This window comes from Bradyrhizobium sp. LTSP849, from assembly GCF_000938255.1.
Classification (GTDB): Bacteria; Pseudomonadota; Alphaproteobacteria; order Rhizobiales; family Xanthobacteraceae; genus Bradyrhizobium.
Map to the genome: position 1 here is coordinate 337,697 of NZ_JYMR01000056.1, position 25,097 is coordinate 362,793.

Below are 25,097 nucleotides of genomic sequence, written 5' to 3' on the forward strand. Positions count from 1 at the left end.
TCAGTCGTCCGTTTCGCCGGCCTCGTACAGCGCCTCGCGGCCGATCCGATCGAGGCAGAGCTCGGCCGTCCACGGCAGCATCAGCGAGCCGCAGCGGCTGTCGCGATAGATTCGCTCCAGCGGCAGCGATCGGAGCATGGCCTGGCCGCCGCAAGTGCGGATCGCGAGCGCCGCGAGCTCGTTGGCGCCTTCCATCACCGAATATTGCGCGGCGTAAGCGCGCAGCACCTGCTCCTTGCTCGGATTGGCGCGCGCCTCGGTGACGGCCTGAAACCAGATTGCCTTGACCTGCTCGAGCTTGATCTGCATCTGCGCGACCGCAATCTGCTTGGTCGGATACATTCTGCGCTTGACCGGCGGCATGCCTGGCGCCTCGCCGCGCAGATAGCGCACCGTGAAATCATAGGCCGCCTGCGCCAGGCCCATATAGGTCGGCGACAGCGTCAGGAACATATGCGGCCAGCGCATCGCGGCCTGAAAATAGACGCCGCGCGGCATCAAGGCAGAATCGTCCGGTACGAATACGTCCTTGAACAGCAGCGTCCGCGAGACCGTCCCGCGCATGCCGAGCGGATCCCAGTCGCCGACGACGGAGACGCCCTGCGACTTGGCGGGAATCGCCAGGTAGAGCGTGTTGCGGCGCGAGGCCTTCCCCCCTTCTTCGATCTCGGTGCAGAGCACGCCGTAATAATCGGCATGGCCGGAGAGCGACGCAAAGATCTTCTTGCCGTTGACGATCCAGCCGCCTTCCACGGGCTTTGCTTCCGTGCCAAAGGCGACGCCACCCGCCGCTGCCGCACCGCCTTCGGAGAAGGGCTGCGAATAGATCGCGCCGTCCTCGACGATGCGCTTGTAGTGGACTGCGCGCCGCTGCTCGTGCTCCGCCCGAGTCTCGGCGTCCATATCGAGATCATCGGCAAGGGGGCCCGACCACAGCGTCGAGCAGACATGCATGTTCCAGGTCAGCGCAGTCGCGCCGCAATAGCGGCCGATCTCGGCCGCCGCCAAAGCGTAGGTCTGATAGTTCGCGCCGAGACCACCGTGTTTCTTGGGCACTGCAATGCCGAGCAGGCCGACGCGGTGCAGGTCGCGATAGTTCTCAGTCGGGAAAATCGCTTCGCGATCGTAGGTCGCGGCGCGGCCGGCGAACACGCTCTGCCCGATCTCGCGCGCCCGCGCGATAATGGCCGCCTGCTCGTCGCTCAGGCGGAATGCGGCGGGATCGAAGATCGGGGCATCGAGTGCGACCTTGTCGCCGGCGCCAATGGTTTTGCTGACTTGCATGGTCATTGCGCAGTCACCCGGATTTTGCAGTGACGGAGTCGAGGAACCCGCCGAGAGCGTCATCGAAGGCATGCGGACGTTCCAGGTTTGCGAGATGGCCGACGCCGGCGAGCTCGACATACTCTGCGGAAGGAATGTACGTCGCGGTCTTCGCCATCATGGGGGCAGGCGCATTGTTGTCCTTGGAGCCGGACAGCAGCAGTGTCGGTACGGAGATGTCCTTCAGTGTGCTGCGCTGATCGAACCCGATCAACGCCAGCATCATGGCGCGATAGCTTGCCTCTGGCACGCTGGCCATGCACTCGCGCGCAAGCTCCATCCCTTTTGGATCGGGATCCTCGCCGACGAGCTCCTTCACCAGGGACGGCGCCAGCGACTTCATCGTCTCCCCGCGGTCAAGCGGCCCAAGCCGCGCTGCGATGAACGATTTCTGCCAGTCGCCGTCGGCCTTGCCGAAGGCGGGGCTGGTCTGAGCCAACACCACGGCGCGCGCCAATTTGGGAGACTGAACCAGTAATTTCTGGACGATCATGCCGCCGATCGAATGGCCCACCAGAATGGGATTCGCCGCACCGATCTGCGCGATGAATTGCTGGAGCGCATCCGCCAGGGCAGGGATGCTGACGGCGGCAAGCGGTGCCGATCCGCCATAGCCCGGCATATCCCACGCGATCGCGTGGAAGCGATCGCCGAACGTGGCGAGCTGTTGCCGCCAGGCCCGCGCCGCGCCGCCGATGCCATGCAGGAATATCAGAGGTGTCGCGTCCGGGAGGCCCGCCGCTTCGTAGGCGAAGCGCCCATCCTTTGTTATCATCGGCGCGGGTTGCGGCACGCGACATCCTTTTGCTTGGCCCCGGGATGCTAACAGGCCTGCGGGCGATGGGAAGAGATAATTTTATACTTAAAGCAATTTTCGGGCCGCCCCGGGTGCGTAGCCGTTCGCGGCGTTTGAGTACGCTTCGTTGCAAAAGCTTGAAGTTTAAAATATATCGAAGCATAGGCCAGCAGCTATGTCAGGGAGCCACAGCATGACCGGATTGCCGCATTCGCCGCACGCGCTGGTGACTGGTGGCGGCCGCGGCATCGGCCGCGCGATTGCTGCGGCTCTCGTTGGCGCTGGTGCCACTGTTACGGTGCTTGGCCGGAATGCCGCAACTCTTGAAGAGGCGGTGAGCGCGGGAGCTGCGCATTTCGCGGCAGTTGCCGACGTTTCGGACGAAGCGGCGTTGAAAGTCGCAATCACTGAAGCGCATGCGCGGAAGCCGATCGATATCTTGATTGCCAACGCCGGCAGCGCCGAGTCGGCGCCATTCTCGAAGTCCGACAGCGCACTGTTTGCGCGCATGATGGATGTCAATTTCATGGGCGTAGTCCACGCCATCCACGGTGTGCTGCCCGGGATGAAGGGGCGTCCTTATGGGCGCATCGTCGCGATTGCGTCGACGGCCGGGCTGAAGGGCTATGCCTATGTGAGCGCGTACACGGCCGCCAAGCACGCGGTGGTCGGTCTCGTGCGGTCGCTTGCGATCGAGATGGCCGGTAGCAATGTAACCGTCAATGCCGTGTGTCCCGGCTTCACTGATACCGATCTGGTCGCCGGCAGCATCGAGAACATCATGAAGAAGACCGACCGGAGCCGCGAGCATGCAATCGCTGAGCTCGCAAAGCACAATCCGCAGGGACGGCTGATCACGCCGCAGGAGGTGGCAGACGCCGTCCTTTGGTTGTGCGGCGAAGGCGCGGGCGCGATCACCGGCCAGGCGATCGCCGTTGCCGGCGGCGAAATCTAGCGGCTCGGAACAAAGAAAAGGACATCGCATGAGCAGACCAGCCAATCCCGTGACCGTGCCGCTCGCGGACTATTCGCCGCAACATTTCCTGCTGGCCGTGGTCGACGGTGTTGCCACCGTAACGCTCAATCGCCCCGAACGGAAAAATCCGCTGACCTTCGAGAGCTATCGGGAGCTGACCGACTTCTTCCGCGCCTGCGCGTTCGACGACGCGGTCAAGTCCATCGTCGTCACCGGCGCAGGCGGCAATTTCTCATCCGGCGGCGATGTGTTCGAGATCATTGGGCCGCTCGTGAAGATGGACACCAAGGGGCTGACCGCCTTCACGCGGATGACCGGTGACCTCGTCAAGGCGATGCGTGCCTGCCCGCAGCCGATCGTGGCCGCCGTCGAGGGCATCTGCGCCGGAGCGGGTGCGATCGTTGCCATGGCGTCGGACATGCGGCTCGCCGCGAGCGGGGCCAAGGTCGCCTTCCTGTTCAACAAGGTAGGCCTTGCCGGCTGCGATATGGGTGCCTGTGCGATCCTGCCGCGGATCATTGGACAGTCCCGCGCCTCCGAGCTGCTCTATACCGGCCGGTTCATGACCGCGGAGGAGGGCGAGCGCTGGGGCTTCTTCAGCCGCATCGTGACGCCGGAGCAGGTGCTGCCCCAGGCACAGCTGCTGGCCAAGCAGATCGCGGAAGGACCGACCTTCGGCAACACCATGACCAAGCGGATGCTGGCCATGGAATGGGCGATGTCGATCGAAGAGGCGATCGAGGCGGAAGCCATTGCTCAGGCGCTGTGCATGACGACGGCGGATTTCGCGCGCGCTTTCGAAGCCTTCGCCAACAAGGTCAAGCCGGTCTTTAGGGGCGACTGAACCGACAATTTTCGCCGCCACGGAGCTGAGAATTAAGGCTAAGCCCAAGACGCGGGCCTAGCTCAAGGCGGAGGCGACAAAGCAGCTTGCGGCCGAGTAACCGGCCGTGCGACGTTAACCCCATTGCCTGGTGTGTTTCGAGTGGAGTTAGGGCGATGAAAGCGATTATCGTCGGTGGCGGCATCGGTGGTCTCACCACGGCGTTGATGCTGCGGGCCCGCGGCATCGGTTGCGAGATTTTCGAGCAGGCCGATACCATTCGCGAGCTCGGTGTCGGCATTAACACGCTGCCGCATGCTATGCGCGAACTCGCGGGTCTTGGCCTGTTGCAGAAGCTTGACGACGTCGCAATCCGCACCGACCAGCTCTATTACCTCAACCGCCATGGCCAGGAGGTCTGGCGCGAAGCTCGTGGCATCGACGCGGGCCACGACGTGCCGCAATTCTCGATTCACCGAGGTCGCCTTCAGGGCGTCATTCACCGCGCTGTCGAAGAGCGGCTCGGGCTTGAGTCGATCCACACGGGTTGCCGGCTCGGTGCGTTCACGCAGGACGAAGGCGGTGTCACGGCCTATTTCTTCGATCGTGCCGGCGTACACATCCATACCGCGCGTGGCGATATCCTGATTGGCGCTGACGGCATCCATTCTCGGGTCCGCGACACGCTGTTCCCGAACGAGGGCCCGCCGTGTTGGAACGGCCTGATGTTGTGGCGTGGTGCGCGCGACTGGCCGCTGTTCCTCACTGGCAAGTCGATGATCGTGGCGGGCGGCCTCAATGCCAAAGTCGTTGTCTATCCGATTGCGGAGGGATCTAGCCCCGCGAGCCGTCTGACCAATTGGGCCGTGCTGGTGAAAGTGGGCGAGGGCAATGCCTCGCCGCCGCGCAAGGAGGATTGGTCGCGACCGGGCCGGCGCGAAGAGTTGATGCCGCATGTCGCGCGCTTCTCCGTGCCCTATATCGACGTGAAGAGTCTGATCTCGGCCACACCGGAATTCTACGAATATCCGACCTGTGACCGCGATCCGTTGCCCTATTGGTCGTCGGGGCGTGTCACGCTGCTCGGCGATGCCGCGCATCCGATGTATCCGGTCGGCTCGAACGGCGCCTCGCAGGCGATCCTCGATGCGCGCTGCCTTGCGGATGCGCTGGTGCGCGCCGAGCATCCGCGTCAGGCGCTGGTCGAATATGAGAAGAAGCGGCTGCCGATGACCGCGGACATCGTCCGCTCCAACCGGCGTGGCGGCCCCGAGGGCGTCATTGATGCCGTCGAGCAGCTTGCGCCCGACGGCTTCGACAATGTCGACAACGTGCTGAGCTATTCGCAGCGCGAGGCCATCGTACGCGGCTATGCCACCAAGGCCGGTTTTGCCGCAGTGCCTGGGCTCGCCGCAGTGCGAGCCTGATGCTTAGCCGGGCGGTGGTGGCAGGAAGTGGATGTTGTACTCGGCGGCCATCGCCACCACGTCCTCCGGCTTCTGCTCCTTCATGTTGTGAAGGCCCCAGAACAAGTCGAACAGCTTGCGGGTCGGGGAGACCCAGAACAGCACCTTCGCGGTCTGCTCCGACTTGTTGAAGATGCCGTGCGGTACGCCCATGCCGAGACGGATCAGATCGCCAGCGGTCGCCTGTGACTCGGAATTGCCGAGCATGAAATCGAGTTTGCCCTCCAGCATGTAGAGATACTCATCCTGGTCGGGATGAATGTGCGGCGGCACGAAGGTGCCCGGCGGCAGCGTCGCGTGCCAGGAGAAGCTGTGCTCGGTGTTGCTCTTCGGCACATAGGTCTGGCCGAGGATGTTCCAGGAAATGCCCTGGATCCCCTCATTCGCCCGCGTGATGCCGGTGATTTCGCTCTTCATTGCAGTCCTCCCTTAACGCGACGCGCGGCTTTAGTTCGCCGCCTTGCAGTCCTTGGCATAGCGATCGCCGTAGTTCTCAAACACCTTTTGCACGATCTCGGTCTGGAATTTTCCGTCCGGACGTTTGGCGACCTTGGTCAGGTAAAAGTCCTGGATCGGATAGCCATTGGTGTTGAACTTGAAGGCGCCGCGCAGCGAGGTGAAATCGGCCTTCTTCAGAGCGGCTGCAACGGCGTCCTTGTTGGAGAGCTCGCCCTTCACGGTCTTGACCGCGCTGTCGATCAGCATCGCTGCATCATAGGCCTGGAAGGCATAGGTGCCGGGCACGCCGTTATAGGCGGCCTCATAGGCGGCGACGAACTTCTTGTTCTGGGGATTGTCGAGATTGGGCGCCCAGTTGGCGCCTCCGAACATGCCGACCGCGGCGTCCTGCTGCGCGGGCAGTGTTGATTCATCGACGGTGAAAGCCGAGAGCACCGGAATGCTGTCGGCGAGGCCGGCCTGCTTGTACTGCTTGACGAGATTGACGCCGAGCCCGCCCGGCATAAAGGTGAAGAGCGCATCGGGCTTCTGCGATGAAATCTTGGAGAGCTCCGGTTGGAAGTCCAGCGTGTTCAGGGGCATGTAGGATTCTTCGACGATCTCGCCCTTATAGTCGAGCTTGAAGCCGGCGACCGAATCCTTGCCGGCTTGATAGTTCGGCACCATCAGGTACATGCGCTTGTAGCCCCGATCCTGCGCCACCTTGCCGAGGATCTCGTGGACCTGATCGTTCTGATACGACGTCACATAGAAGAACGGGTTGCAGTCCTTGCCGGCGAAGGTCGACGGGCCGGCATTGGGGCTGATCAGAAAGGTCTTCGATTCCGTGACCGGCCGATGGATGGCCTGGAGGATGTTGGAGAAGATCGGGCCGACCACGAAGTCGACCTTGTCGCGCTCCAGGAGGCCCTTGACCTTGGTTACCGCCGCATCCGGCTTCAGTTCGTCGTCGACCACAACGACCTCGACGTCGCGGCCGCCCATCTTGCCGCCGAGATCCTTCACGGCGAGCGCAAAGCCGTCGCGGACCTGCTGGCCAAGCGCGGCGGCGGGCCCCGACAGGGTCACGATCACACCCAGCTTGATCTTCTCCTGGGCGAGGGCCGGGTTCACCGTGGTGCCGAGCAGCAAGGCCGCCGCGGCCAAGGTCAATTGCGTTCTCATGGTCTGTCCCCCGTGACTACCGGGCTTGCGCCGCAAGCCGCGTACTCCAATTCAAGCTTATGCCGATGATGGCTGCCGCGGCAAGCAAGGCCGTGCGCATCGCGTCATCGCCGGCGACGTTCATGCAAGCGGCGCGCCAATTGCTTGAAGCTTAAAGAAATTGGCGTGCTGTCGATTGTTGCAGCTTTAGGCTTGCAGCCCGCGCGAATTTATTTGAAGCTCAAAATGTTAGGGAATCCGGCCGGCGCCAATGCCGGCCGCCAGTGACTGCATCAAGATGCTCGATTCCGAGACCAAGGCCGTCGAGACGCCCGAGGACCATGCCGAAGAGCTTCGGCTGTGGCTGCGCCTGTTGACCTGCACGACCCTGATCGAGGGCGAAGTCCGCGGCCGGCTGCGGCAACGCTTCGATGTCACGCTGCCCCGTTTCGATCTGATGGCGCAGCTCGACAAGGCGCCCGACGGGATGACGCTGTCCGACGTCTCCAAGCGCATGATGGTGTCGAACGGCAACGTCACTGGCCTCGTCGAGCGGCTGGTGGAATCCGGCCATCTCGATCGTCGCACATCGGAGACGGACCGCCGGGTCCAGGTGATCCGGCTCACAAAACTCGGGCGTGCCGAGTTTCGCAGGATGGCCGCGGAACACGAGACCTGGATCGCCGCTCTCTTCGCCGACCTGACGCCGAAGGATGTGCGCGAGCTGATGCGGCTCCTGGCCAAGACCAAGGCGTCGGCGCAGAAATCAGCTGCGCGCCGCCGGCCTTAAGGCCGCAAGCGGGACGCCCGCCAATCTCCCTTGCCCCAGGAAAAAGCATGGGATGCCCAAAATCCGCTATTGCGCAAAATTGCTTTAAGCCTAAAATGATTTCCAGATAGTGCTGCCGGGTGCTTTCCATGCGCAAAGGAGCGTGCGATGGCCAACGCCGCGAAGGCTGAAGTGTCGGGTTCGTATGACGGCAATGCTGCGACGGCCCATGTCGATACATTCGCGCGGCAGCATCTGCCGCCACCTGAGCTTTGGCCAGAGTTCATCTTCACACGGCCGGAGTTGCACTATCCGCCACGACTGAACTGCGTCAGCTATTTCGTCGATCGCTGGGTCGAACAGGGCCATGGCGATGCCCCTTGTGTCATCAGTCCCGCCGTCAGCTACACTTATCGCGAGCTGCAAGCGCTGGTGAATCGCATCGCCAATGTGCTGGTCGGCCAGCTGGGTCTCGTGACTGGCGGGCGCGTGCTGCTGCGCTCCGCCAACAGCCCGATGATGGTTGCGACCTATCTCGCGGTGATCAAGGCCGGTGGTATTTGCGTGGCGACGATGCCATTGCTGCGCGCCAAGGAGCTGTCCTATCCGATCCAGAAGGCGGAGATCACGCTCGCGCTCTGCGACGGAAAACTCTCCGACGAGATGGAGAAGGCGAAGGCGGCAGCACCCGGTCTCAAGCATGTCGTCTATTGGGGCAATGGCGCGGCCGACTCACTTGAGGCGCTCATCGCTGACGCAAGTCCTGAGTTCACGGCAGTTGATACCGCCTCCGACGACATCTGCCTGATCGCCTTCACGTCTGGCACGACCGGCGATCCCAAGGGCACCATGCATTTCCACCGCGACATGCTGGCGGTGTGTGACGGCTATGCACGCAACATCCTGCGCGCCGAGCAGAAGGATCGCTTCGTCGGCTCCGCGCCGCTCGCCTTCACCTTCGGCTTCGGTGGCGTGCTGTTCCCGATGCATATCGGCGCGTCCTTCGTCGTTCTGGAGAAGACGACGCCCGACGAAATTCTGAACGCAATCGAACAATACAAGACCACAGTCTGCTTCACCGCGCCGACGGCATATCGGGCCATGATCGGCAAGCTTCCTGGCCGCGATATTTCCTCGCTCCGGAAGTGCGTCTCCGCGGGCGAGACGCTGCCCAAGCCGACATTCGATGCTTGGCTCAAGGCGACCGGCATCAAGCTGATGGACGGCATCGGGTCGACCGAGTTGCTGCACATATTCATCAGCGCGACTGAAGACGAGATTCGGCCTGGGGCGACCGGCAAGCCTGTTCCAGGCTATGAGGCAAAGATTGTCGATGATTCCGGCAACGACGTGCCGCCGGGCACGATGGGCTATCTCGCGGTGCGCGGGCCGACCGGCTGCCGTTATCTCGCCGACGAGCGTCAGCGCAAATACGTCCAGAATGGCTGGAACGTCACTGGCGACACTTACCTGATGGATAGCGATGGCTATTTCTGGTACCAGTCACGCTCCGACGACATGATCGTGTCGGCCGGGTACAACATCGCAGGCACCGATGTCGAGGTCGCGCTGCTCACGCATCCCGCTGTCGCCGAGTGCGGCGTCGTCGGTGCGCCGGACGAGGCGCGCGGGATGATCGTGAAGGCCTATGTCATCGCTGCACCCGGAGTGATGCCGGACGCCCAGCTCGCGGCCGAATTGCAGGAGCACGTCAAACGCGAGATTGCGCCTTACAAATATCCGCGCGCGATTGAGTTTGTGGCACAACTGCCGAAGACCGAGACCGGGAAGTTGAAGCGCTTTGCCTTGCGGCAATTGGCGCAGGCCGCAGTGACGTCATCGGGCGTCGCGGCAAAATGAGAAAAGGATAGACAATTGTCCGTGACGACGCCGAAAGGTCCACAGCTTGCGGTGCTGCCGACCGCCGCCGAGGATGACACCCGTTCGGTGGCGCAGGTGCTCCAGCCTTCGGGCTGGCCGATGCCGAAGGGCTATGCCAACGGCATCGCCGCGGAGGGGCGCATCGTCGTCACCGGCGGGGTGATCGGCTGGGATGCCGAGGAACGTCTTGCGGACGGCTTTATTGCTCAGGTGCGCCAAGCGCTGAGCAATATTGCGGCGATTCTAGCCGAAGCCGGTGCCCGGCCCGAGCATCTCGTGCGCCTGACCTGGTACGTCGTCGACATGGACGAATACCTGGCCAACCTGAAGGAGCTCGGCAAGATCTACCGGACGGTTTTCGGTGCGCACTATCCCGCGATGGCGCTGCTCCAGGTCGTCCGCCTCGTCGAGAAGGCGGCGCGCGTCGAGATCGAGGCAACCGCCGTCATTCCGCGCTGAGTTGCGTTTGGCTTCAGCTCGCCTTGGCGAGATCGTCGTCCTCAGGCGAGTTGAGATAGACGCCGGACATGGTGTCGACCCAGCAGAGATGGTCGTGCACCATCTTCACGCCTTCCACGTTCTCGGCGGCAACGACCGCAGCCTGCCGTGCGTGCTCTTCCGTAATGACCCCGCTGAGGTGAACGATGCCGTTGCGGACGATGACGTTCAGCCCGAACGGACACCAATCGCTCTTCTCCATGGCGTCGATGATACGGCCGCGAATGTGATCGTCGTCGGCCGTCGGATCCGGCACGTCACGGGCGAGACCGGCCACCGCCTGCAACAAATTGGCGCGTGACACGATGCCGACGACCTTGTCGCCGCGTACCACCGGCAGCCGCTTCACATTGTTCCGTTCCATGAGATCGACGATCTCCGCGAGTGCCGTATCCTCGGTGATGGTCACGGGCGAGGCGGTCATCACTTCTGCGACCTTGCGGCCGTGCTCGTGGACGAAGTCGCTGGCCGACTTGCCGGGACCGAGAATGAAGCGCAGCCAGCGGCCGCGCTTGCGTCCGGTGCCAATTTCGCTGCGGCGAATGAAGTCGCCCTCCGAGACGACGCCGACCAGCTTGCCGGCGTCGTCGACGACCGTGAGGCCGCTGACGTGCCGCTTCAGCATGATGTTTGCCGCCTCGACAATGCTGGTGTCGGGGGTAACCGAGATGACCGAGCGGGTCATGATCTGGTGGGCGCGCATTTTCGAGCTCCGCAAGTTCACACAAATATCGAGATGCGAAGCTTAGATCACCGGGAGATACTTGATTTGACCCAAGTCAAGGAGGGCTGGTCCGCGCCTAGTCCTCGGGCTCTGCATTTGGCGCGAGATCGGAGGAGCGGAACGGCTTGGCCTTGTCCAGTTTCCGGTAGGCCGTCGATGCCGTCTGCAGCAACTTCTTCTCGCGCTTGCGGTTGAGGAAGCGGATGCCTGCCTCGGGGCCGGCTCCGTTCAATGACGCCGCCAGAGTTCGGCCTCGTGCATCGTCATTCAGTTGTCCGAGCGACCGTTGCGCCTTGCGCAATTGCTTGAGGATCGACTTCTGCTTCGTCAGCGACGTGTCGGAGAACAGATCCTCCAGCGACTCGATCGAATAGGTCAGTCGTTTGTTGAGAATCCGCAGTTTGTGCCGTTTCTCGACGTCGAGCTTGCTGAGCTTCCGGGCTTTCCGAAGCAGCGTCCTTTCCCATTCCATCAGTTGCGTCGTCGCGTGATTGGAGAGCGAGCAACGGCGCAGCCCGATGGCCTCCTTGCTGCGCCTGGTCGACCAGGGGCCACTCTCGATCCAGGCAGAGGTCTCCTCGACCAGGCGCCGATATCGCGCCGATTGCAGCGCGCGGGCCAGCAGGCGGTGGCTCTCGGCGCGCTTTTCGTCCCAGTGCTGGAGCTCGGCAATCACGGCGAGCTCGTCGCGGCTCTCGGCCACGATACGTTCAATCGCAACGTCGAGGTCCCGCACCATGCCGAGCTGGCTGTTCAGCCACTTCAGCTCGGCCCAGACTTTGGATCGCAGCGCGTCATCGACCATGGGCGAAAAGAAGCGGATGGCGGTCCGTAGATGGGTCAGCGCGATTCGGATCTGATGCAGCGCGTCCGGATCGCCGCGGCAAGTGCCGTCATGCTGGGCGAGGACGGCGTCGAGATGGCGGCGCGCTATGATCCGAAAGGCCGTATCACAGGCCATGCCGGGACTGAGACGGCCGGGCAGGGCATTGCGCCCGGCCGCAGGTTTGGCGCGAGCGGTCGCTGTCGAACTCGTGGTGGGTCGCGCCATCCTAGCCCGCGCCAATCAGATTGCCTTATTTGCCCTCAGCGATCGCGTCCCGGCAGCTCTGGAGCGTCTGCTCCTGCGTCCCGGAGGCATCGATGGTCGCCCAACCGACATGGCCGATATTATAGTGCTCTTGCAGCGCGGCAACCTCTTGCGTGGCGTCTGATGCATCTCCTCGACGGCTTCCGATTCGTGTGGACCGCTTCGCGAGGCAGACGCATGCGGCAACGCCTCGTAACGCGCCATCACGACCGGTCCTTGACTTCCGTCAATGCCTGTCGTCGGTTGACCGGACGGAGTTCCCCAGCTTGACGAGGATCAAGCGTCCCGACCAGAGGCGGCCTATTTTGGCCGGCAAGGAGAATCCCGATGCCCATCAAGGACGTCTTTCTGCCGCTCATCGGCCAGCCGCGCGGACCTGCACTTGCCGCGATCGAGAAGTGCGTGGCGGTCGCCGCCGACCTCGGCGCCAGGATCACCGCGCTTGCGCTCGAGGACGACGGTTTTGTGCGGCCGAAGGTGGTCTTTCCTGATGGCCCGGATTCCGCCGAGACCAGAGGAGAGCGGGAGGTGGGCGACATGCAGCATCTCCTGAATGCGTTCACCAATGCGGCCTCCCGCACCGGCATCCGTGCCCAAAGCCGATCGGGTAGGGTGCCGGCGGGCCAGATCGCGTTGACCTTCGCCGAACATGCTCGTTTCAGCGACCTCACGCTGGTCCCTGTGAAGCCGCATGACAGCCGAACAGAAAATATTGTCGAGACGTTCCTGTTCGAATCCGGCCGGCCGTTGCTGCTCTGTCCGGAGCAGCACGTGGAGGTGCTGCGTCCGGAATTCGAGAATGTCATGATCGCCTGGGACAACTCGGCCCGTGCTGCGCGCGCGGTCGGCGACGCGTTGCCGATCCTCCAGGCGGCCGCCGCGGTCCGCGTGATCACGGTAGCGGACGACAAAGCCGAGCCGATCGCGCAATCCGGCACCAGTCTCGTCGATCATCTCAGGGAACACGGGGTCTACGCGTCCTTCGAAACCGTGAAGGGCAGTGGCAGCTCGATCGGCAAGGTGCTCGGCAGCTGGGCGCAGTCCCATGCTATCGATGCCATCGTCATGGGCGCCTACCACCATTCGCGCCTGAACGAGATCGTCTGGGGCGGCGTGACCAAGACCGTCATCGGTCAACCGCCGTGCTGGGTGATGATGTCGCACTAGGCGCGGTTGCCATACATCCGAGCCAGGCCTTCAATTACCAGGCCTTCAATTACCAGGCCTTCAATTACCAGGCCTTCAGTTACCAGGTTTCCAACTATCGGACCCGTCGTCCGATTGGACGATTGCAGTCATGTCGACTTACCGCCTGAAGAACCTGCTGTCGCCCCGGTCGATTGCGCTCGTCGGCGCGAGTCCCCGTCAGGTCTCCGTTGGACGCGCCGTCCTTGAAAACATCCGCAAGGCGGAATTCAGGGGGCCATTCGGTTTGGTGAATTCACGCCATGCCGAGATCGGCGGCCTTGCCGCCGTGAGCAGCCTGGACCAACTGCCATTCGTCCCCGAGCTGGTCGTCATCACTGCGCCGGCGGCTGAGGTCCCCGCCATCATCGACCAGGCCGGGCGTCTCGGCGCGGCGGGCGCCCTGATCGTTTCGGCCGGACTCGGTCACGGACCGGGATCCCTGCACGAGGCCGCGATCGCGGCATCCCGGAAATACGGAATGCGGCTGATCGGTCCCAATTGTCTCGGCATCATGATGCCCGGCGTGAGCCTCAACGCAAGCTTCGCCGCGCATATGCCGGGGGCTGGAAACCTCGCGCTAATCTCGCAATCGGGTGCGATCGCGGCCGGCATGGTGGATTGGGCGGCGCAGCGCGGCGTCGGCTTCTCCGGCATCGTGTCGATCGGCGATCAGATCGACGTCGATATTGCCGACCTGCTCGACTATTTCGCGATGGATCAAAAGACCCGCGCGATCCTGCTCTATATCGAGGCCATCAAGGATGCGCGGAAGTTCATGTCGGCGGCGCGTGCCGCGGCGCGCGTGAAGCCCGTCGTCGTCGTGAAGTCCGGCCGCATGGCGCAGGGCGCGAAGGCGGCCGCCACGCATACCGGCGCTTTGGCCGGCGCAGATGCCGTCTATGACGCGGCGTTCCGCCGCGCCGGTGTCCTCAGGGTGTCCGATCTGCGCGAGCTGTTCGACTGCGCCGAGACGCTCGGTCGCGTCGAATCGCCGACCGGAAAGCGTCTCGCTATCCTGACCAATGGCGGCGGCATCGGCGTCCTCGCCGTCGACCGGCTGGTCGAGCTTGGCGGCATTCCCGCGTCCATCTCGGCGGACGCGCGCAAAAGTCTTGATGCGGTGCTACCGCCGACCTGGTCCGGTGCAAATCCCGTCGACATCGTCGGTGATGCCGATGCATCTCGTTATGCAGCGGCGCTCGAGGTGCTGCTCGCCGATCCGGACAATGACGCTGTTCTGGTCCTTAATGTGCAGACCGCGATCGCCTCGGCCGCCGAAATTGCCACGACGGTGACCGAACGCGTCAAGGCGTATCGACAGAAGCACCGCAGTTGGGCCAAGCCCGTGCTCGCCTCCTGGATTGGAGCCGACCAGCACATCATCGAAACGCTGTCCGGCGCCGGTATCCCCAACTACCCGACCGAAGACGACGCGGTGCGCGGCTTTATGCATCTGGTCCGGCATCGCGAGGTGACGGAGGAATTGAGCCAGGTCCCGCCGGCCATGCCGGACACGTTCGTGCCGGATGTCGCGGCTGCAAGGCAGATCGTCACGACGGCCATCGCTGACGGCCGCAAATGGCTCGAGCCCGTCGAGATCAAGCATTTGCTTGGGTGCTATGACCTCGCAATGGTGCCGACCTACGCGGCAGCAGATGTCGAGAAGGCCGTGGCCTATGCGGACGAGATATTTGCGCAAGGCGCCACCGTCGTGCTCAAGATCATGTCGCGCGACATCGTGCACAAGTCCGACGTCGGCGGCGTCGTACTCAATCTGACCACGCCGGGTGCGGTACGTGCGGCTGCCGCCGATATTCTCGCGCGGGCGAAGAAGCTGCAGCCCGAAGCCCGCATCTCCGGCCTCATCGTCCAGGCAATGGTCGTCAAGGCGAAGGCGCGCGAGCTGATCCTGGGCCTCGCCGACGATCCGACTTTCGGCACCGTCGTCGTGTTCGGTCGCGGCGGAACGGCGGTCGAGATCATCAACGACAAGGCCCTGGCGCTGCCGCCGCTCGATTTGCAGCTCGCCCGCGACCTGATCGACCGTACCCGCGTCTCGCGATTGTTGCGTGCCTACCGGGACGTGCCGGCCGTCAAGCAGCACGCCGTCGCCCTGGTGCTGGTCAAGCTGGCGCAAATGGCGGCGGACATCCCCGAAATCCGCGAGCTCGACATCAATCCGCTGCTGGCAGACGAAACCGGCGTGACGGCGGTTGATGCCCGCGTCGCGGTGGGGCCGCCGCAGCGGAAATTCGCAGGCTCGGGCCCCACCAATTTCGCCGTTCGGGCCTATCCGTCGCAATGGGAGCGCCGCCTCGTGCTCAAGGATGGCTGGCGGATTTTCGTGCGGCCGTTGCGCCCGGAGGACGAGCCGACCATCCACGAATTTCTGCGCCACGTCACGCCTCACGACCTCCGCTTGCGGTTCTTTGCGCCGATGAAGGAGTTTACTCACGCGTTCATCGCGCGCCTGACCCAGCTTGACTACGCGCGCGCGATGGCCTTCATCGCGTTCGATGAGGCCACGAATGAGATGGTCGGTGTGGTGCGGCTCCACTCGGACTCGATCTACGAGAGCGGCGAATATGCGATCCTGCTGCGGTCCGACCTCAAGGGCAGGGGGCTCGGCTGGGCCCTGATGCAGTCGATCATCGACTACGCGAAGTCTGAAGGGCTGAAGACAATCTCGGGCGACGTGCTCAAGGAGAACAGCACGATGCTGGAGATGTGCCGTCAGCTCGGCTTCGAGGTGAAGTCGGATCCGACCGAGCCTGATATCTGCGACGTCCGGCTGAAGCTCTGAGCGTGCCAACTACGTTTCCGCGGCTGGCTCCTTTGCGGCCTTCCGCTTTGAGGCAGGTCAATCGAGCGGCCTTATGCCGGCCTAGAATACAAGCTATCGAGGACCGGTAGTCCCATGAGGATATCAGCGTGAATTCGGAACCCCTGCTTCTGGCAACACCGTCTGGCGATGCGCTGGAATTGCGCCCTCAAGGGCCGTGGATCGCAGCCAACGTGTCGACGCTCGAGATGCTGTCCCGATCGGTCGGGGCGGATGTTGATCGATCCAGGGCCGTGACACTGGATATGTCGGGCATCAGCGCGCTCGACACGCTCGGCGCATGGATGCTGGAGAAACTGTCGCGCAAGGCTGCATCATCAGGAAGATCGGCCGGGATCGTGGGCGTGGCCGATCATTTCAGCGGACTCATGGACGAGGTGCGTCAGGTCAACCGCCATACGCCGGCGGCGACGGCCGCGCCCAATCCGGTTCTGGTCAGGTTGAGCAATCTCGGCAAGGCTACGATCGGTGCCCGCGAAGACGTCACACTCTTTCTGCAAATGCTCGGTGCATTGTTTATGGCCATGATCGGCGTCGCGCGCCGGCCACGCACGTTGCGGCTGACATCGCTGGTCTATCAGCTTGACCGGATCGGCTGGCAGGCCATTCCTATCGTCGTGCTGATCACCTTCCTGATCGGCGCGATCATTGCCCAGCAGGGATTCTTCCATTTCCGCAGGTTCGGCGCGGAGTCCTACACTGTCGACATGGTCGGCATCCTCGTGCTGCGCGAACTGGGTGTACTGATCGTTGCCATCATGGTCGCGGGCCGTTCCGGAAGCGCCTACACCGCCGAGCTCGGCTCCATGAAGATGCGGGAGGAGATTGATGCGCTCTCGACCATGGGCCTCGATCCGGTCCACGTCCTGATCCTGCCGCGCGTTTTGGCTCTTGTCATCGCGCTGCCGATCCTGGCCTTCATCGGATCGATTGCCGCGCTTTATGGCGGAGGGCTGGTCGCGCAATTCTACGGCGGCATGGCGCCCGCAATCTACATCGCGCGGCTGCACGAAGCTATTTCCGTTACGCATTTCGAGGTGGGCATCCTGAAGGCTCCCTTCATGGCGTTGGTGATCGGGATCGTCGCCTGTAGTGAGGGACTGCGCGTGAAAGGCAGTGCGGAGTCGCTCGGACGGCAGACGACGACGTCGGTGGTGAAGTCGATCTTCCTGGTGATCGTGCTGGACGGCCTGTTCGCGATCTTCTTCGCCTCGATCGGAATGTGACGATGGGCGAAGCGCAAGAAGAGTTCGCGATCCGCGTCCGCGACCTTGTGGTCGGCTTCGGCCGCCAGACCGTGCTCGACCATCTGTCGCTCGACGTCCGTCGGGGTGAGATCCTCGGGCTTGTGGGCGCGTCTGGCGGCGGCAAGTCGGTGTTGATGCGCACCATCATCGGCCTCATTCCTCGACAAGGCGGGACCATCGAAGTCATGGGACAGCCGATCGGCGGCCGCACGCAAGGCGCGGCCACGACGTGGGGCATCCTGTTCCAGCAGGGCGCGCTGTTCTCCTCGCTGACGGTCCGGCAGAACGTCCAGTTTCCGCTGCGCGAAAATCTGGTGCTGTCGCAGGAGCTGATGGACGAGATCGCGATCGCCAAGCTCGAGATGGTCGGGCTGCGGCCGCAGGACGGCGATAAATATCCGTCAGAGCTGTCCGGCGGCATGACCAAGCGCGTGGCGCTTGCGCGCGCGCTCGCGCTCGATCCGCCGATCCTGTTCCTCGATGAACCGACCTCCGGCCTCGATCCGATCGCCGCCGGTGATTTCGACACGCTGATCGGGACGCTGCAAAAGACCCTGGGCCTCACCGTGTTCATGGTCACCCATGATCTCGCGAGCCTCACCACGGTCTGCGACCGCGTCGCGGCGCTCGCAGACGGCAAGATCGTCGCGATCGGCCCGATGCGCGAACTGCTGCAATCCGAGCATCCCTGGGTGCGCGCCTATTTCCACGGCAAGCGCTCGCAGATGCTGCAACCCCAGATGAGATGAGACATGGAAACCCGCGCTCCCTACGTGCTGATCGGCACTTTCGTGCTGGCTGCGATCCTCGCGGTGTTCGGCTTCGTCTATTGGCTGAACAACACCGGCGGCATCGGGCCGCGTGCGAACTACCACGTTCAGTTCCAGGGACCGGTGCCGGGCCTTCTGGTCGGTGCCGGCGTGCTGTTCAACGGCATCCGCGTGGGCGAGGTCACGCAGCTTGGCCTCGCGCCGGACAATTCGCGCTTCGTCAATGCGACGATTTCGGTTGCCGCCACGACGCCGGTGCGCGCCGATACCAAAGTCGGGCTCGATTTCCAGGGCCTGACGGGCGTGCCGGTGGTGACTCTGGAAGGCGGCATGATCGCCGCCAAATCCGGCGAGCCCCTGACCTTGATCGCCGAGGCCGGCGCCGGCCAGAGCATGATGCAGGCGGCGCGCGATGCGCTACGGCGCGTCGACACCGTGCTGGAGGATAATTCCGGCCCGCTGAAGGATACCATCGCGAATCTCAAGACATTTTCCGACGGGCTCGCGCGCAACACCGGCAAAATCGACGGCATTTTGGCGGGCCTCGAGAAGATGACCGGTGGCGGGGCGCCTGCGCAGAAGATCACCTATGATTTGCGCACGCCTCAAAATCTCGGGCCAGCCGGCAAGACCCTGTCCGCGTCGCTGGCCATTCCGGAGCCGACCGCAGTCGCGATGCTCCAGACGCAACGCATGCTGTTCTCGCCGGTGGGGGACAATCCGGGGTTTGCGGAGTTCCTGTGGGCCGACAGCATTCCAAAGCTGTTGCAGGCCCGGCTGATCGACAGCTTTGAGAACTACGACATCGCTCACGCGCCCTTGCGCACGACAGACCTCGGGCAGGCGGACTACCAGCTCCTGATCGACATCAGGCGCTTCCGCATTGCCACGGACGGCGAGACACGGGTCGAGATCGGACTGTCGGCCAGGATCGTCGACAAGAACGGCAAGGTGATCGCCTCGCGCCTCGTCGAAACCAGCGAGAAACTCGACAAGGTCGAGCCCGCTGCCGCGATCGAGGCGTTCGACGCAGCCTTTGCCCGCGTTGCCAAGGAGCTGATTGGCTGGACGGTGCAGGCGGTCTAGCACTTCCCGTTCTTCCCGCATCCTGCAGGGCGGCCATCTTCGTCAAATTTGATCTGCGTCAATTGCCACTGCCAGGATGCAGTAAAATGCAGTCCGTGTGGTGGACACGGTCCCAAACGGAGGCCGACGCTTGGAGCGGTGGATGAAGGCTTCTGTGGTGACGATTGAGCCGAACGGGCATTTTCACCAAGCTGGAACGCCATGGCGCGATCGAGATCATCCACGGTGGCATCAGCCTGCTCGACTCCGCCAGGGTCGAAGCGTTGACGGCGGCCTGACGATCTTTCCACAGCGCTCTCGGATTTTTGATCCCGATCAATGACGTCGGTCGTGCGCCGCGGATAATGCCCAAAACGAGGGTTGGGAGGGGCAGGATGCCAACCGACGCGCTGCTCGTGATGATTGCCGTTGTGACCGTCTTTGTCTCGTTCGCTGCGGCTCCTGGCTTGGGCGGACCGACAGACCAGTGCAGGCGGGCCTGATTCGGATGCCTCGCGCCGAAGTTCCTGAGAGCACAGTCGCATTTTGACGCGCTAACCGCCGCTACTGGCCCTGTTGCCTCTTGGTCGTATGGCAGCGCCTCAACGCAAATTGCGACTTGCGGTGCCTGCAACTCTGCATCGACCGGGATGCATTGGCTCATCCTGCGGGTGCGCCGTCTCGGCGCGTCTTCGGCATTTTAGCGGCACTTGCCTAAAACTGTTTGCGTGCTTTCCGGTTGAAATGCCGGGCAACGTTGACTACGCAGGAACCCCAGTGCCTCGCAGTCTTAGGAGTCCCGGCGTGCCTCAGGACAAGACCGGCGACCCCCGACAGCCGTCGGGCAATAAACTATCGGTCCTGCGCAAGCACCCGATCTTCGCAGATCTGGAACCTGACGCGCTCGATCAGCTCTGCCGCTACGCCAAGCACACCACGGTCAAGCGTGGCGCGACGATCGCCGCCAAGGGCGATCCGGGCAACAATCTGTTCGCGGTGATCACGGGAACAGTGAAAATCTCCTCCTCGTCGCCAGATGGACGGAATGCCATTCTCAATCTGATCGGGCCCGGAGAGATTTTCGGCGAGATCGCGGTCCTCGATGGCGCACCGCGGTCGGCGGATGCGACCGCCAACACCAATTGCGAGCTCTACATCATCGACCGCCGCGACTTCCTGCCTTTCGTGAAGAGCCAGCCTGCGCTGGCGATGAAATTCATCGAATTGCTCTGCGCGCGCCTGCGCTGGACCAGTCAACAGGTCGAGCAAGTGATTTTGCAGAATCTGCCGGGCCGGCTTGCAAGCGCTCTCCTTGGCCTGACCGAGGAGCGCAAGTTCGACTCCGGCAGCGGAACGCTCACCATCACGCAGCAGGAGATCAGCGAGATGGTGGGAATGACGCGCGAGAGCATCAACAAGCAATTGCGCGCCTGGTCCGGACGCAACTGGGTTCGTCTCGAGCATGGCGCCATCGTCGTGCTCGACACCGACGCATTGCGTGAACTGGTCGAAAGCGGCCTCGACGGCAGCTGACGGTGCGCACCTAGCTGTCGATGATCGCGACCGCGCGGGTCCAGCCCGCGGATGCGCGCTCGATCTTGACCGGGAAGCACGAGACCGTGAAACCGGTCGAGGGCAGCTTGTCGAGATCATGCAGCTTCTCGAGGTGGCAATAGCCGATGTGCCGTCCCGCCTTATGCCCTTCCCAGATCAGGCCGGCATCTTTCGTTTCAGCATATTTTCTGGCGGTGAAGACGAACGGCGCGTCCCAGCTCCAGCCGTCGGTTCCGGTCAACCGTACGCCGCGGTCGAGCAGGTACATGGTGGCTTCATAACCCATGCCGCAGCCGGAGTTGACGTAGTCCGCCTGGCCGAACTTTGCGCCGGCGCTGGTGTTGACGACGACGATCTCCAGCGGTGAGAGCGTGTGGCCGATGCGTTTGAGTTCCTTTTCGACGTCGTCGGCGGTGGCGACGTAACCATCCGGCAGATGCCGGAAGTCGAGCTTCACGCCGGGCTGAAAGCACCATTCCAGCGGCACCTCGTCGATGGTCCACGATCGCTTGCCGCGATTCATGGTCGGATGAAAGTGCCAGGGGGCGTCGAGATGCGTGCCGTTATGCGTCGACAACGAAACCTGCTCGACGGCCCAGCCCTGGCCATCCGGCAGATCCTCCGCCTTGAGACCATCGAAGAATTGCAGCATGCGCGGCAATCCCTGCTGGTGGTCGATATACTGGATCGTCGGGTGGTTGCCCGGCGGGTCGGCCGGCACGTCGTTCTGCAACGGCACGGAGATGTCGATCAGCTTCCGCGGCATCGGCGTTTCCTCACCGTAAAATGTGACGTGGCAGCCAGAGCGAGATCTCCGGCAGGTAGGTGACGAGCATCAGCACGAACAGCATGACGCCGTAGAACGGCCAGATCTTGCGCATGACCTCCTCGAGCGAGACCTTGCCCACGGCGCAGCCGACGAACAGGATCGCGCCGACCGGCGGATGGCACAGGCCGATGCCGAGATTGAGCAGCATGATCATGCCGAAGTGCACGGGATCGACGCCGAAATTCTGCATCACCGGCAGCAGGATCGGCGTCGCGATCAGGATCGACGGCGCCATGTCGAGCAGGGTGCCGAGCAGCAGCAGCAAGACATTGAGCAGGAGCAGGATGACGTATTTGTTGCTGGAGATCGACAGGAAGAACGCCGTCATCTTTGCCGGCATCTGGGTCAGCGCCATGATGTAGCCGACAGCGGACGCGCAGGCGATCAGCGTCATCACCATCGCGACGGTGCGCAAGGTCCGGTGCAGCAGCACTGGCAGGTCGCGCCATTTGTAATCGCGGTAGACGAACATGGTGACGAAGAATGCCCAGATGCAGGCGACAGCGCCGGCTTCGATCGCGGTGAAGATGCCGCCCAAAATGCCGCCGAGGATGATGACGAGCGTGATCAGGCCCCAGGCCGCGTCGATCGTGATCTTGATCGCGTCCTTGGCCGGAACAGTGCGCCCCTGCGGGTGACCTTCGCGATAGGCGATCGCGACACACAGTACGATCAGCGAGAAGCCGAGCAGCAGGCCCGGAAAGACGCCCGCCATGAACAGCGCGCTGATCGAGATGGTGCCGCCGGTCGCGAGCGAATACAGCACCGCGTTGTGGCTCGGCGGTACCAAGAGCGCCTGCACCGAGGACGAGATTGTGAGGTTGGTCGCGAACACGCGCGGATAGCCGTTCTTCTCCATCTGCGGGATCATCACCGAGCCGATCGCTGAGGTGTCGGCGACCGCAGAACCGGAGATGCCGCTGAGGAACGTCGTCGCCAGCACGTTGACGATGGAGAGACCGCCGCGCAGCCGGGTCAAGCCGACCAGCACGTCGGCGAAGGCGACGAGGCGCCGCGCCATGCCGCCTTCCGCCATGATGGCGCCAGCGAGCACGAAGAACGGGATCGTCAGCATCGCAACCTTGCTGACGCCGTCCGAGATCTTCAGCATCAGCGCTTCGAGGGGAATGCCGACCGACAGTGCGCCCGCGATCGCCGCCATCGCCAGCGAATAGGCGATCGGCATGCCGATCAGGAAGCAGACGATCATCGTGCCGAGCAGGATAAAGATGTCCATTATGATAGCTCCTGGCTCACTCGAAGGCCGCAGGCTCGGAATGCTTGCCGATTGGGTCGGGCGGCGCGCCGAGGAAGATCCGCTCGATCACGAACAGGAGCAGACAGACGCCGCCGATCGGAATCGGCAAATAGGTGACGCCGACCGACAGCGATGGGAAGTCGGCGATGCTGTTGTGCCAAGTGATCTCGACCAGGCTCTCGCCCCAGATGACCATGAACAACGCGATCATCGCCATGAGCAACTGAACGAAGATGTCGAGCGCCCGTTGCAGGGGCAGGGGAAGCTTTTTGGCGAAATAGGCGACGTTCATGTGCAGGTTGAGCCGGTAGCCGGCGGCGGCACCGATGAAGGTCAGCACGATCGTCAGCAGTACCGCCATCGGCTCCGGCCAGGAGGCCGCACTGTTGAGCACATAGCGCGTGAACACCGCCCACGGGATCACCGCGGAGATCGCGACCAGCGCGGTGCAGCCGACGATCACGCATAACAGATAGAGAAAGTCCATCGCTCGGCGAAACAATGCGGCCATCCGCGTTTCCTGCTCTGTCACTGGTTCAAATTGTCGAGGCCAAAGCGCGATGAATGATCGTCGCGCTTTGGCTTTTGTTTGAGAAGACTCAGAGCGCCTGGATACGCTGGATCATGGCCTGGTACTTCGGGCCGTACTTGTCCCAGACCGGCTTGACCGCATCCTGGAATGGCTTCTTGTCGGCGATCTCCACGATCTCGCAGCCGGCGGCCTTGGCCTTCTCCATCGCGGTCGTTTCGTACTTCTTCCAGAGCTCACGCTCCTCGAGCTGGGCTTCGCGTGCGAACTTCTTGACCAGCGCCTGGTCGTCGGCGGACAGCGCCGTCCAGGACCGCTTGGAGAAGCAGAGGATTTCAGGAATGATCAGGTGCTCGGTCAGCGAGTAGTATTTCGCCGCAGTGTAGTGGTTGCTGAACACGTAGCTCGGCGGGTTGTTCTCCGCGCCGTCGATCACGCCGGTCTGAAGCGAAGAAAACACCTGATCATAGCCCATGGCGATGCCGTTGCCGCCGAGCGAATTGACCATGTCGATGAAGATCGGGTTGCCGATGACGCGAAGCTTCAGGCCCTTGACGTCGGCGATCGACTTGATCGGATGCTTGGTGTTGTAGAAGCTGCGCGCGCCTGAATCCATCCAGCACAGTCCGACCAGATTCGCGTTCGGGCTCGCGGTGATCTTGTCGAGCAGCTCCTGGCCGATGTCGCCGTCCATCATCTTCCAGGATTGCGCCACGTTCTTGAACAGGAACGGCATGTTGACGACGTTGATGTCGTCGACGATCGGGCCGACCGCGCCGGCACTGACGCGCAGCATCTGGATCGCGCCGATCTGGGTCTGCTCGATCGTCTCCTTCTCGGCGCCAAGCTGCGCGGAGGGATAGGTCTGGATCGAGAGGCGGCCTTGCGTTGCGTCGGCCAGCTTTTTGCCCATGCTCTCGACGGCAGCGACCGTCGGATAGCCGACCGGCTGCACGTCGGCGGCTTTGAACACGGCCTTGGTTTGGGCACGGCCGGACGAAATCGGAGCCAGCGTGGCAGCTCCAAATCCGGCGCTCAATTTGATGAAATCACGGCGTCTCATTGTAGTCCTCCCTCAGTTCTTGTTTGGTGTGTGTCGTTGATGACCGTGGTCCGGTCATTCCGTGTTGGCGAAAAACTCCGGATTGGTGTGTTGGGTCTCCGAGATGTCGCGGAGTAGCCGGTCGAGGTGCCGCTCCATCGCAATCCCAGCTCGTTGTGGATCGTGCGCCTCGATCGCCGCGAGGATCGGCTCGTGCTCGGCGATCACCTGCGTCATGCGCCCGGCCACCGGCAGGGTCAGCTGGCGATAGCGGTCGACATGTACCTTCACATGCTGGATGAGCGTCCAGATTCCAGGATGCCTGGCGACATCGGCGACGGTGGCGTGAAACAGCTCGTCAGCCTGGTGAAACGCAACACGGTCGCCGGCCTCATCGGCCTCGCGCTGACGCTCCACGATCGACCGCAATTGCAGGATCTGGCTTGTGGTCGCGCGTTCGGCCGCGAGCCGCGCGGTGGTCTCCTCTAGCGCCTTGCGGATGATGATGGCTTCGGGCAGCGCGGCGAGCGGGATGCGGGAGACGAAGATGCCGGATTGCGGGAATACGTCCAGCAGCCCCTCGTCGGAGAGCTTGAGGATCGCCTCGCGCACCGGCGTGCGGCTGACGCCGTAGGTGAGGGCGATGTCGGCCTCCGAGATGACGTCGCCTGGCCGGCGCCGCATCGACACCAGCTCGCCGCGCAGCTCGGTATAGATGCGCGACGACGCCGTCGCCCGCTGCGGTGGCTTGCCGCGGCGTGGGCTGATGGCGGCCGGCGTGGGCGCGGCCTGGGCTTTCCTCGTTGTGCGCGCGGGCATGCTTAT

Annotated in this window: 23 protein-coding genes and 1 pseudogene; 12 read left to right on the forward strand and 12 right to left on the reverse strand. The window is 63.1% G+C overall.

From position 1 onward, the window contains the following. Together UB31_RS38790 and UB31_RS38795 are read right to left on the reverse strand one after the other, a co-directional pair. Positions 1 to 1,290, reverse strand: coding sequence for an acyl-CoA dehydrogenase family protein (locus UB31_RS38790; RefSeq protein WP_045001320.1), 1,290 nt, complete (start codon positions 1,288 to 1,290; stop codon positions 1 to 3). A gap of 7 nt (positions 1,291 to 1,297) precedes the next feature. Beyond that, on the reverse strand, positions 1,298 to 2,098 hold the full coding sequence (locus UB31_RS38795) for an alpha/beta fold hydrolase (RefSeq protein WP_245306141.1): 801 nt from the start codon (positions 2,096 to 2,098) through the stop codon (positions 1,298 to 1,300). A gap of 214 nt (positions 2,099 to 2,312) precedes the next feature. Between UB31_RS38795 and UB31_RS38800 the strand changes: the two genes are divergently transcribed. The 3 genes from UB31_RS38800 (at position 2,313) to UB31_RS38810 (ending at position 5,345) form a co-directional block, all read left to right on the forward strand. Then, entirely contained in the window at positions 2,313 to 3,074 is a 762-nt protein-coding gene (locus UB31_RS38800; RefSeq protein WP_045014591.1) for an SDR family NAD(P)-dependent oxidoreductase, read from the forward strand. Between the two features lie 28 nt (positions 3,075 to 3,102). Further along, positions 3,103 to 3,939, forward strand: a complete 837-nt coding sequence (locus UB31_RS38805) for an enoyl-CoA hydratase family protein (RefSeq protein WP_045014592.1) — start codon at positions 3,103 to 3,105, stop codon at positions 3,937 to 3,939. Positions 3,940 to 4,094: 155 nt separating this feature from the next. After that, positions 4,095 to 5,345 (forward strand): flavin-dependent oxidoreductase, encoded by a 1,251-nt coding sequence (locus tag UB31_RS38810; RefSeq protein WP_045014593.1) that lies wholly within the window; start codon positions 4,095 to 4,097, stop codon positions 5,343 to 5,345. 3 nt (positions 5,346 to 5,348) lie between these two features. Here the strand turns inward: UB31_RS38810 and UB31_RS38815 are convergent, their stop codons facing one another. Both UB31_RS38815 and UB31_RS38820 read right to left on the reverse strand, forming a co-directional pair. After that, complete coding sequence (locus UB31_RS38815) at positions 5,349 to 5,801, reverse strand: cupin domain-containing protein (protein ID WP_045001331.1); 453 nt, start codon at positions 5,799 to 5,801, stop codon at positions 5,349 to 5,351. 30 nt (positions 5,802 to 5,831) lie between these two features. Next, on the reverse strand, positions 5,832 to 7,007 hold the full coding sequence (locus UB31_RS38820; RefSeq protein WP_045001332.1) for an ABC transporter substrate-binding protein: 1,176 nt from the start codon (positions 7,005 to 7,007) through the stop codon (positions 5,832 to 5,834). A gap of 250 nt (positions 7,008 to 7,257) precedes the next feature. Between UB31_RS38820 and UB31_RS38825 the strand changes: the two genes are divergently transcribed. The 3 genes from UB31_RS38825 to UB31_RS38835 all read left to right on the forward strand — a co-directional run bounded on the left by UB31_RS38825 (position 7,258) and on the right by UB31_RS38835 (position 10,095). Continuing rightward, positions 7,258 to 7,776, forward strand: a complete 519-nt coding sequence (locus UB31_RS38825; protein WP_045001333.1) for a MarR family winged helix-turn-helix transcriptional regulator — start codon at positions 7,258 to 7,260, stop codon at positions 7,774 to 7,776. 147 nt (positions 7,777 to 7,923) lie between these two features. Then, positions 7,924 to 9,615: a benzoate-CoA ligase family protein gene (locus UB31_RS38830; protein WP_045014594.1), complete on the forward strand. Its 1,692-nt coding sequence runs from the start codon at positions 7,924 to 7,926 to the stop codon at positions 9,613 to 9,615. A gap of 21 nt (positions 9,616 to 9,636) precedes the next feature. Continuing rightward, positions 9,637 to 10,095, forward strand: coding sequence for a RidA family protein (locus UB31_RS38835; protein ID WP_045014749.1), 459 nt, complete (start codon positions 9,637 to 9,639; stop codon positions 10,093 to 10,095). Positions 10,096 to 10,108: 13 nt separating this feature from the next. On the opposite strand, the gene UB31_RS38840 is transcribed toward UB31_RS38835, so the two are convergent. The 3 genes and pseudogenes from UB31_RS38840 to UB31_RS42980 all read right to left on the reverse strand — a co-directional run. After that, positions 10,109 to 10,837, reverse strand: coding sequence for a CBS domain-containing protein (locus UB31_RS38840; protein WP_045001335.1), 729 nt, complete (start codon positions 10,835 to 10,837; stop codon positions 10,109 to 10,111). A gap of 97 nt (positions 10,838 to 10,934) precedes the next feature. After that, a complete protein-coding gene (locus tag UB31_RS38845; RefSeq protein WP_045001337.1) occupies positions 10,935 to 11,909 on the reverse strand; it encodes a CHAD domain-containing protein in 975 nt (324 codons plus the stop codon). Positions 11,910 to 11,934: 25 nt separating this feature from the next. Further along, positions 11,935 to 12,117 (reverse strand): annotated as a pseudogene (locus UB31_RS42980) (bifunctional aminoglycoside phosphotransferase/ATP-binding protein); the annotation flags it as partial. Positions 12,118 to 12,275: 158 nt separating this feature from the next. On the opposite strand from UB31_RS42980, the gene UB31_RS38850 reads away from it, so the two are divergent. The 6 genes from UB31_RS38850 (at position 12,276) to UB31_RS38875 (ending at position 20,593) form a co-directional block, all read left to right on the forward strand. Further along, on the forward strand, positions 12,276 to 13,115 hold the full coding sequence (locus UB31_RS38850; protein WP_045014595.1) for a universal stress protein: 840 nt from the start codon (positions 12,276 to 12,278) through the stop codon (positions 13,113 to 13,115). Between the two features lie 130 nt (positions 13,116 to 13,245). Then, a complete protein-coding gene (locus tag UB31_RS38855) occupies positions 13,246 to 15,939 on the forward strand; it encodes a bifunctional acetate--CoA ligase family protein/GNAT family N-acetyltransferase (RefSeq protein ID WP_045014596.1) in 2,694 nt (897 codons plus the stop codon). A 128-nt stretch (positions 15,940 to 16,067) separates the two neighbouring features. Continuing rightward, complete coding sequence (locus tag UB31_RS38860) at positions 16,068 to 17,204, forward strand: ABC transporter permease (RefSeq protein ID WP_045001342.1); 1,137 nt, start codon at positions 16,068 to 16,070, stop codon at positions 17,202 to 17,204. 2 nt (positions 17,205 to 17,206) lie between these two features. Then, positions 17,207 to 17,974, forward strand: coding sequence for an ABC transporter ATP-binding protein (locus tag UB31_RS38865; RefSeq protein ID WP_045001343.1), 768 nt, complete (start codon positions 17,207 to 17,209; stop codon positions 17,972 to 17,974). A gap of 3 nt (positions 17,975 to 17,977) precedes the next feature. Then, on the forward strand, positions 17,978 to 19,081 hold the full coding sequence (locus UB31_RS38870) for an ABC-type transport auxiliary lipoprotein family protein (protein WP_045001344.1): 1,104 nt from the start codon (positions 17,978 to 17,980) through the stop codon (positions 19,079 to 19,081). A gap of 783 nt (positions 19,082 to 19,864) precedes the next feature. Further along, complete coding sequence (locus UB31_RS38875; protein WP_045001345.1) at positions 19,865 to 20,593, forward strand: Crp/Fnr family transcriptional regulator; 729 nt, start codon at positions 19,865 to 19,867, stop codon at positions 20,591 to 20,593. A gap of 10 nt (positions 20,594 to 20,603) precedes the next feature. Here UB31_RS38875 and UB31_RS38880 read toward each other — a convergent pair whose 3' ends face one another. The 5 genes from UB31_RS38880 to UB31_RS38900 all read right to left on the reverse strand — a co-directional run bounded on the left by UB31_RS38880 (position 20,604) and on the right by UB31_RS38900 (position 25,091). Further along, the gene (locus UB31_RS38880; RefSeq protein ID WP_045001346.1) at positions 20,604 to 21,380 is read right to left on the reverse strand and encodes a cyclase family protein; all 777 of its coding nucleotides are present in this window, start codon (positions 21,378 to 21,380) and stop codon (positions 20,604 to 20,606) included. A gap of 10 nt (positions 21,381 to 21,390) precedes the next feature. Then, the gene (locus tag UB31_RS38885) at positions 21,391 to 22,680 is read right to left on the reverse strand and encodes a TRAP transporter large permease (protein WP_045001347.1); all 1,290 of its coding nucleotides are present in this window, start codon (positions 22,678 to 22,680) and stop codon (positions 21,391 to 21,393) included. A gap of 16 nt (positions 22,681 to 22,696) precedes the next feature. Further along, positions 22,697 to 23,212 (reverse strand): TRAP transporter small permease, encoded by a 516-nt coding sequence (locus UB31_RS38890; protein ID WP_045014597.1) that lies wholly within the window; start codon positions 23,210 to 23,212, stop codon positions 22,697 to 22,699. 88 nt (positions 23,213 to 23,300) lie between these two features. Continuing rightward, the gene (locus tag UB31_RS38895; protein WP_045001349.1) at positions 23,301 to 24,293 is read right to left on the reverse strand and encodes a TRAP transporter substrate-binding protein; all 993 of its coding nucleotides are present in this window, start codon (positions 24,291 to 24,293) and stop codon (positions 23,301 to 23,303) included. Positions 24,294 to 24,347: 54 nt separating this feature from the next. Continuing rightward, positions 24,348 to 25,091 carry a GntR family transcriptional regulator gene (locus UB31_RS38900; RefSeq protein ID WP_045014598.1) on the reverse strand — a complete coding sequence of 248 codons (744 nt, stop codon included), beginning with the start codon at positions 25,089 to 25,091 and terminating at the stop codon, positions 24,348 to 24,350. Between the last annotated feature and the right edge of the window lie 6 nt (positions 25,092 to 25,097).

Excerpts from the sequence above, each read along its gene's own strand:
- UB31_RS38790 (WP_045001320.1), bottom strand. The coding sequence starts at position 1,290 with ATGACCATGCAAGTCAGCAAAACCATTGGCGCCGGCGACAAGGTCGCA.
- UB31_RS38795 (WP_245306141.1), bottom strand. The coding sequence starts at position 2,098 with ATGATAACAAAGGATGGGCGCTTCGCCTACGAAGCGGCGGGCCTCCCG.
- UB31_RS38800 (WP_045014591.1), top strand. The coding sequence starts at position 2,313 with ATGACCGGATTGCCGCATTCGCCGCACGCGCTGGTGACTGGTGGCGGC.
- UB31_RS38805 (WP_045014592.1), top strand. The coding sequence starts at position 3,103 with ATGAGCAGACCAGCCAATCCCGTGACCGTGCCGCTCGCGGACTATTCG.
- UB31_RS38810 (WP_045014593.1), top strand. The coding sequence starts at position 4,095 with ATGAAAGCGATTATCGTCGGTGGCGGCATCGGTGGTCTCACCACGGCG.
- UB31_RS38815 (WP_045001331.1), bottom strand. The coding sequence starts at position 5,801 with ATGAAGAGCGAAATCACCGGCATCACGCGGGCGAATGAGGGGATCCAG.
- UB31_RS38820 (WP_045001332.1), bottom strand. The coding sequence starts at position 7,007 with ATGAGAACGCAATTGACCTTGGCCGCGGCGGCCTTGCTGCTCGGCACC.
- UB31_RS38825 (WP_045001333.1), top strand. The coding sequence starts at position 7,258 with ATGCCGGCCGCCAGTGACTGCATCAAGATGCTCGATTCCGAGACCAAG.
- UB31_RS38830 (WP_045014594.1), top strand. The coding sequence starts at position 7,924 with ATGGCCAACGCCGCGAAGGCTGAAGTGTCGGGTTCGTATGACGGCAAT.
- UB31_RS38840 (WP_045001335.1), bottom strand. The coding sequence starts at position 10,837 with ATGCGCGCCCACCAGATCATGACCCGCTCGGTCATCTCGGTTACCCCC.
- UB31_RS38845 (WP_045001337.1), bottom strand. The coding sequence starts at position 11,909 with ATGGCGCGACCCACCACGAGTTCGACAGCGACCGCTCGCGCCAAACCT.
- UB31_RS38850 (WP_045014595.1), top strand. The coding sequence starts at position 12,276 with ATGCCCATCAAGGACGTCTTTCTGCCGCTCATCGGCCAGCCGCGCGGA.
- UB31_RS38855 (WP_045014596.1), top strand. The coding sequence starts at position 13,246 with ATGTCGACTTACCGCCTGAAGAACCTGCTGTCGCCCCGGTCGATTGCG.
- UB31_RS38865 (WP_045001343.1), top strand. The coding sequence starts at position 17,207 with ATGGGCGAAGCGCAAGAAGAGTTCGCGATCCGCGTCCGCGACCTTGTG.
- UB31_RS38870 (WP_045001344.1), top strand. The coding sequence starts at position 17,978 with ATGGAAACCCGCGCTCCCTACGTGCTGATCGGCACTTTCGTGCTGGCT.
- UB31_RS38880 (WP_045001346.1), bottom strand. The coding sequence starts at position 21,380 with ATGCCGCGGAAGCTGATCGACATCTCCGTGCCGTTGCAGAACGACGTG.
- UB31_RS38885 (WP_045001347.1), bottom strand. The coding sequence starts at position 22,680 with ATGGACATCTTTATCCTGCTCGGCACGATGATCGTCTGCTTCCTGATC.
- UB31_RS38890 (WP_045014597.1), bottom strand. The coding sequence starts at position 23,212 with ATGGCCGCATTGTTTCGCCGAGCGATGGACTTTCTCTATCTGTTATGC.
- UB31_RS38895 (WP_045001349.1), bottom strand. The coding sequence starts at position 24,293 with ATGAGACGCCGTGATTTCATCAAATTGAGCGCCGGATTTGGAGCTGCC.
- UB31_RS38900 (WP_045014598.1), bottom strand. The coding sequence starts at position 25,091 with ATGCCCGCGCGCACAACGAGGAAAGCCCAGGCCGCGCCCACGCCGGCC.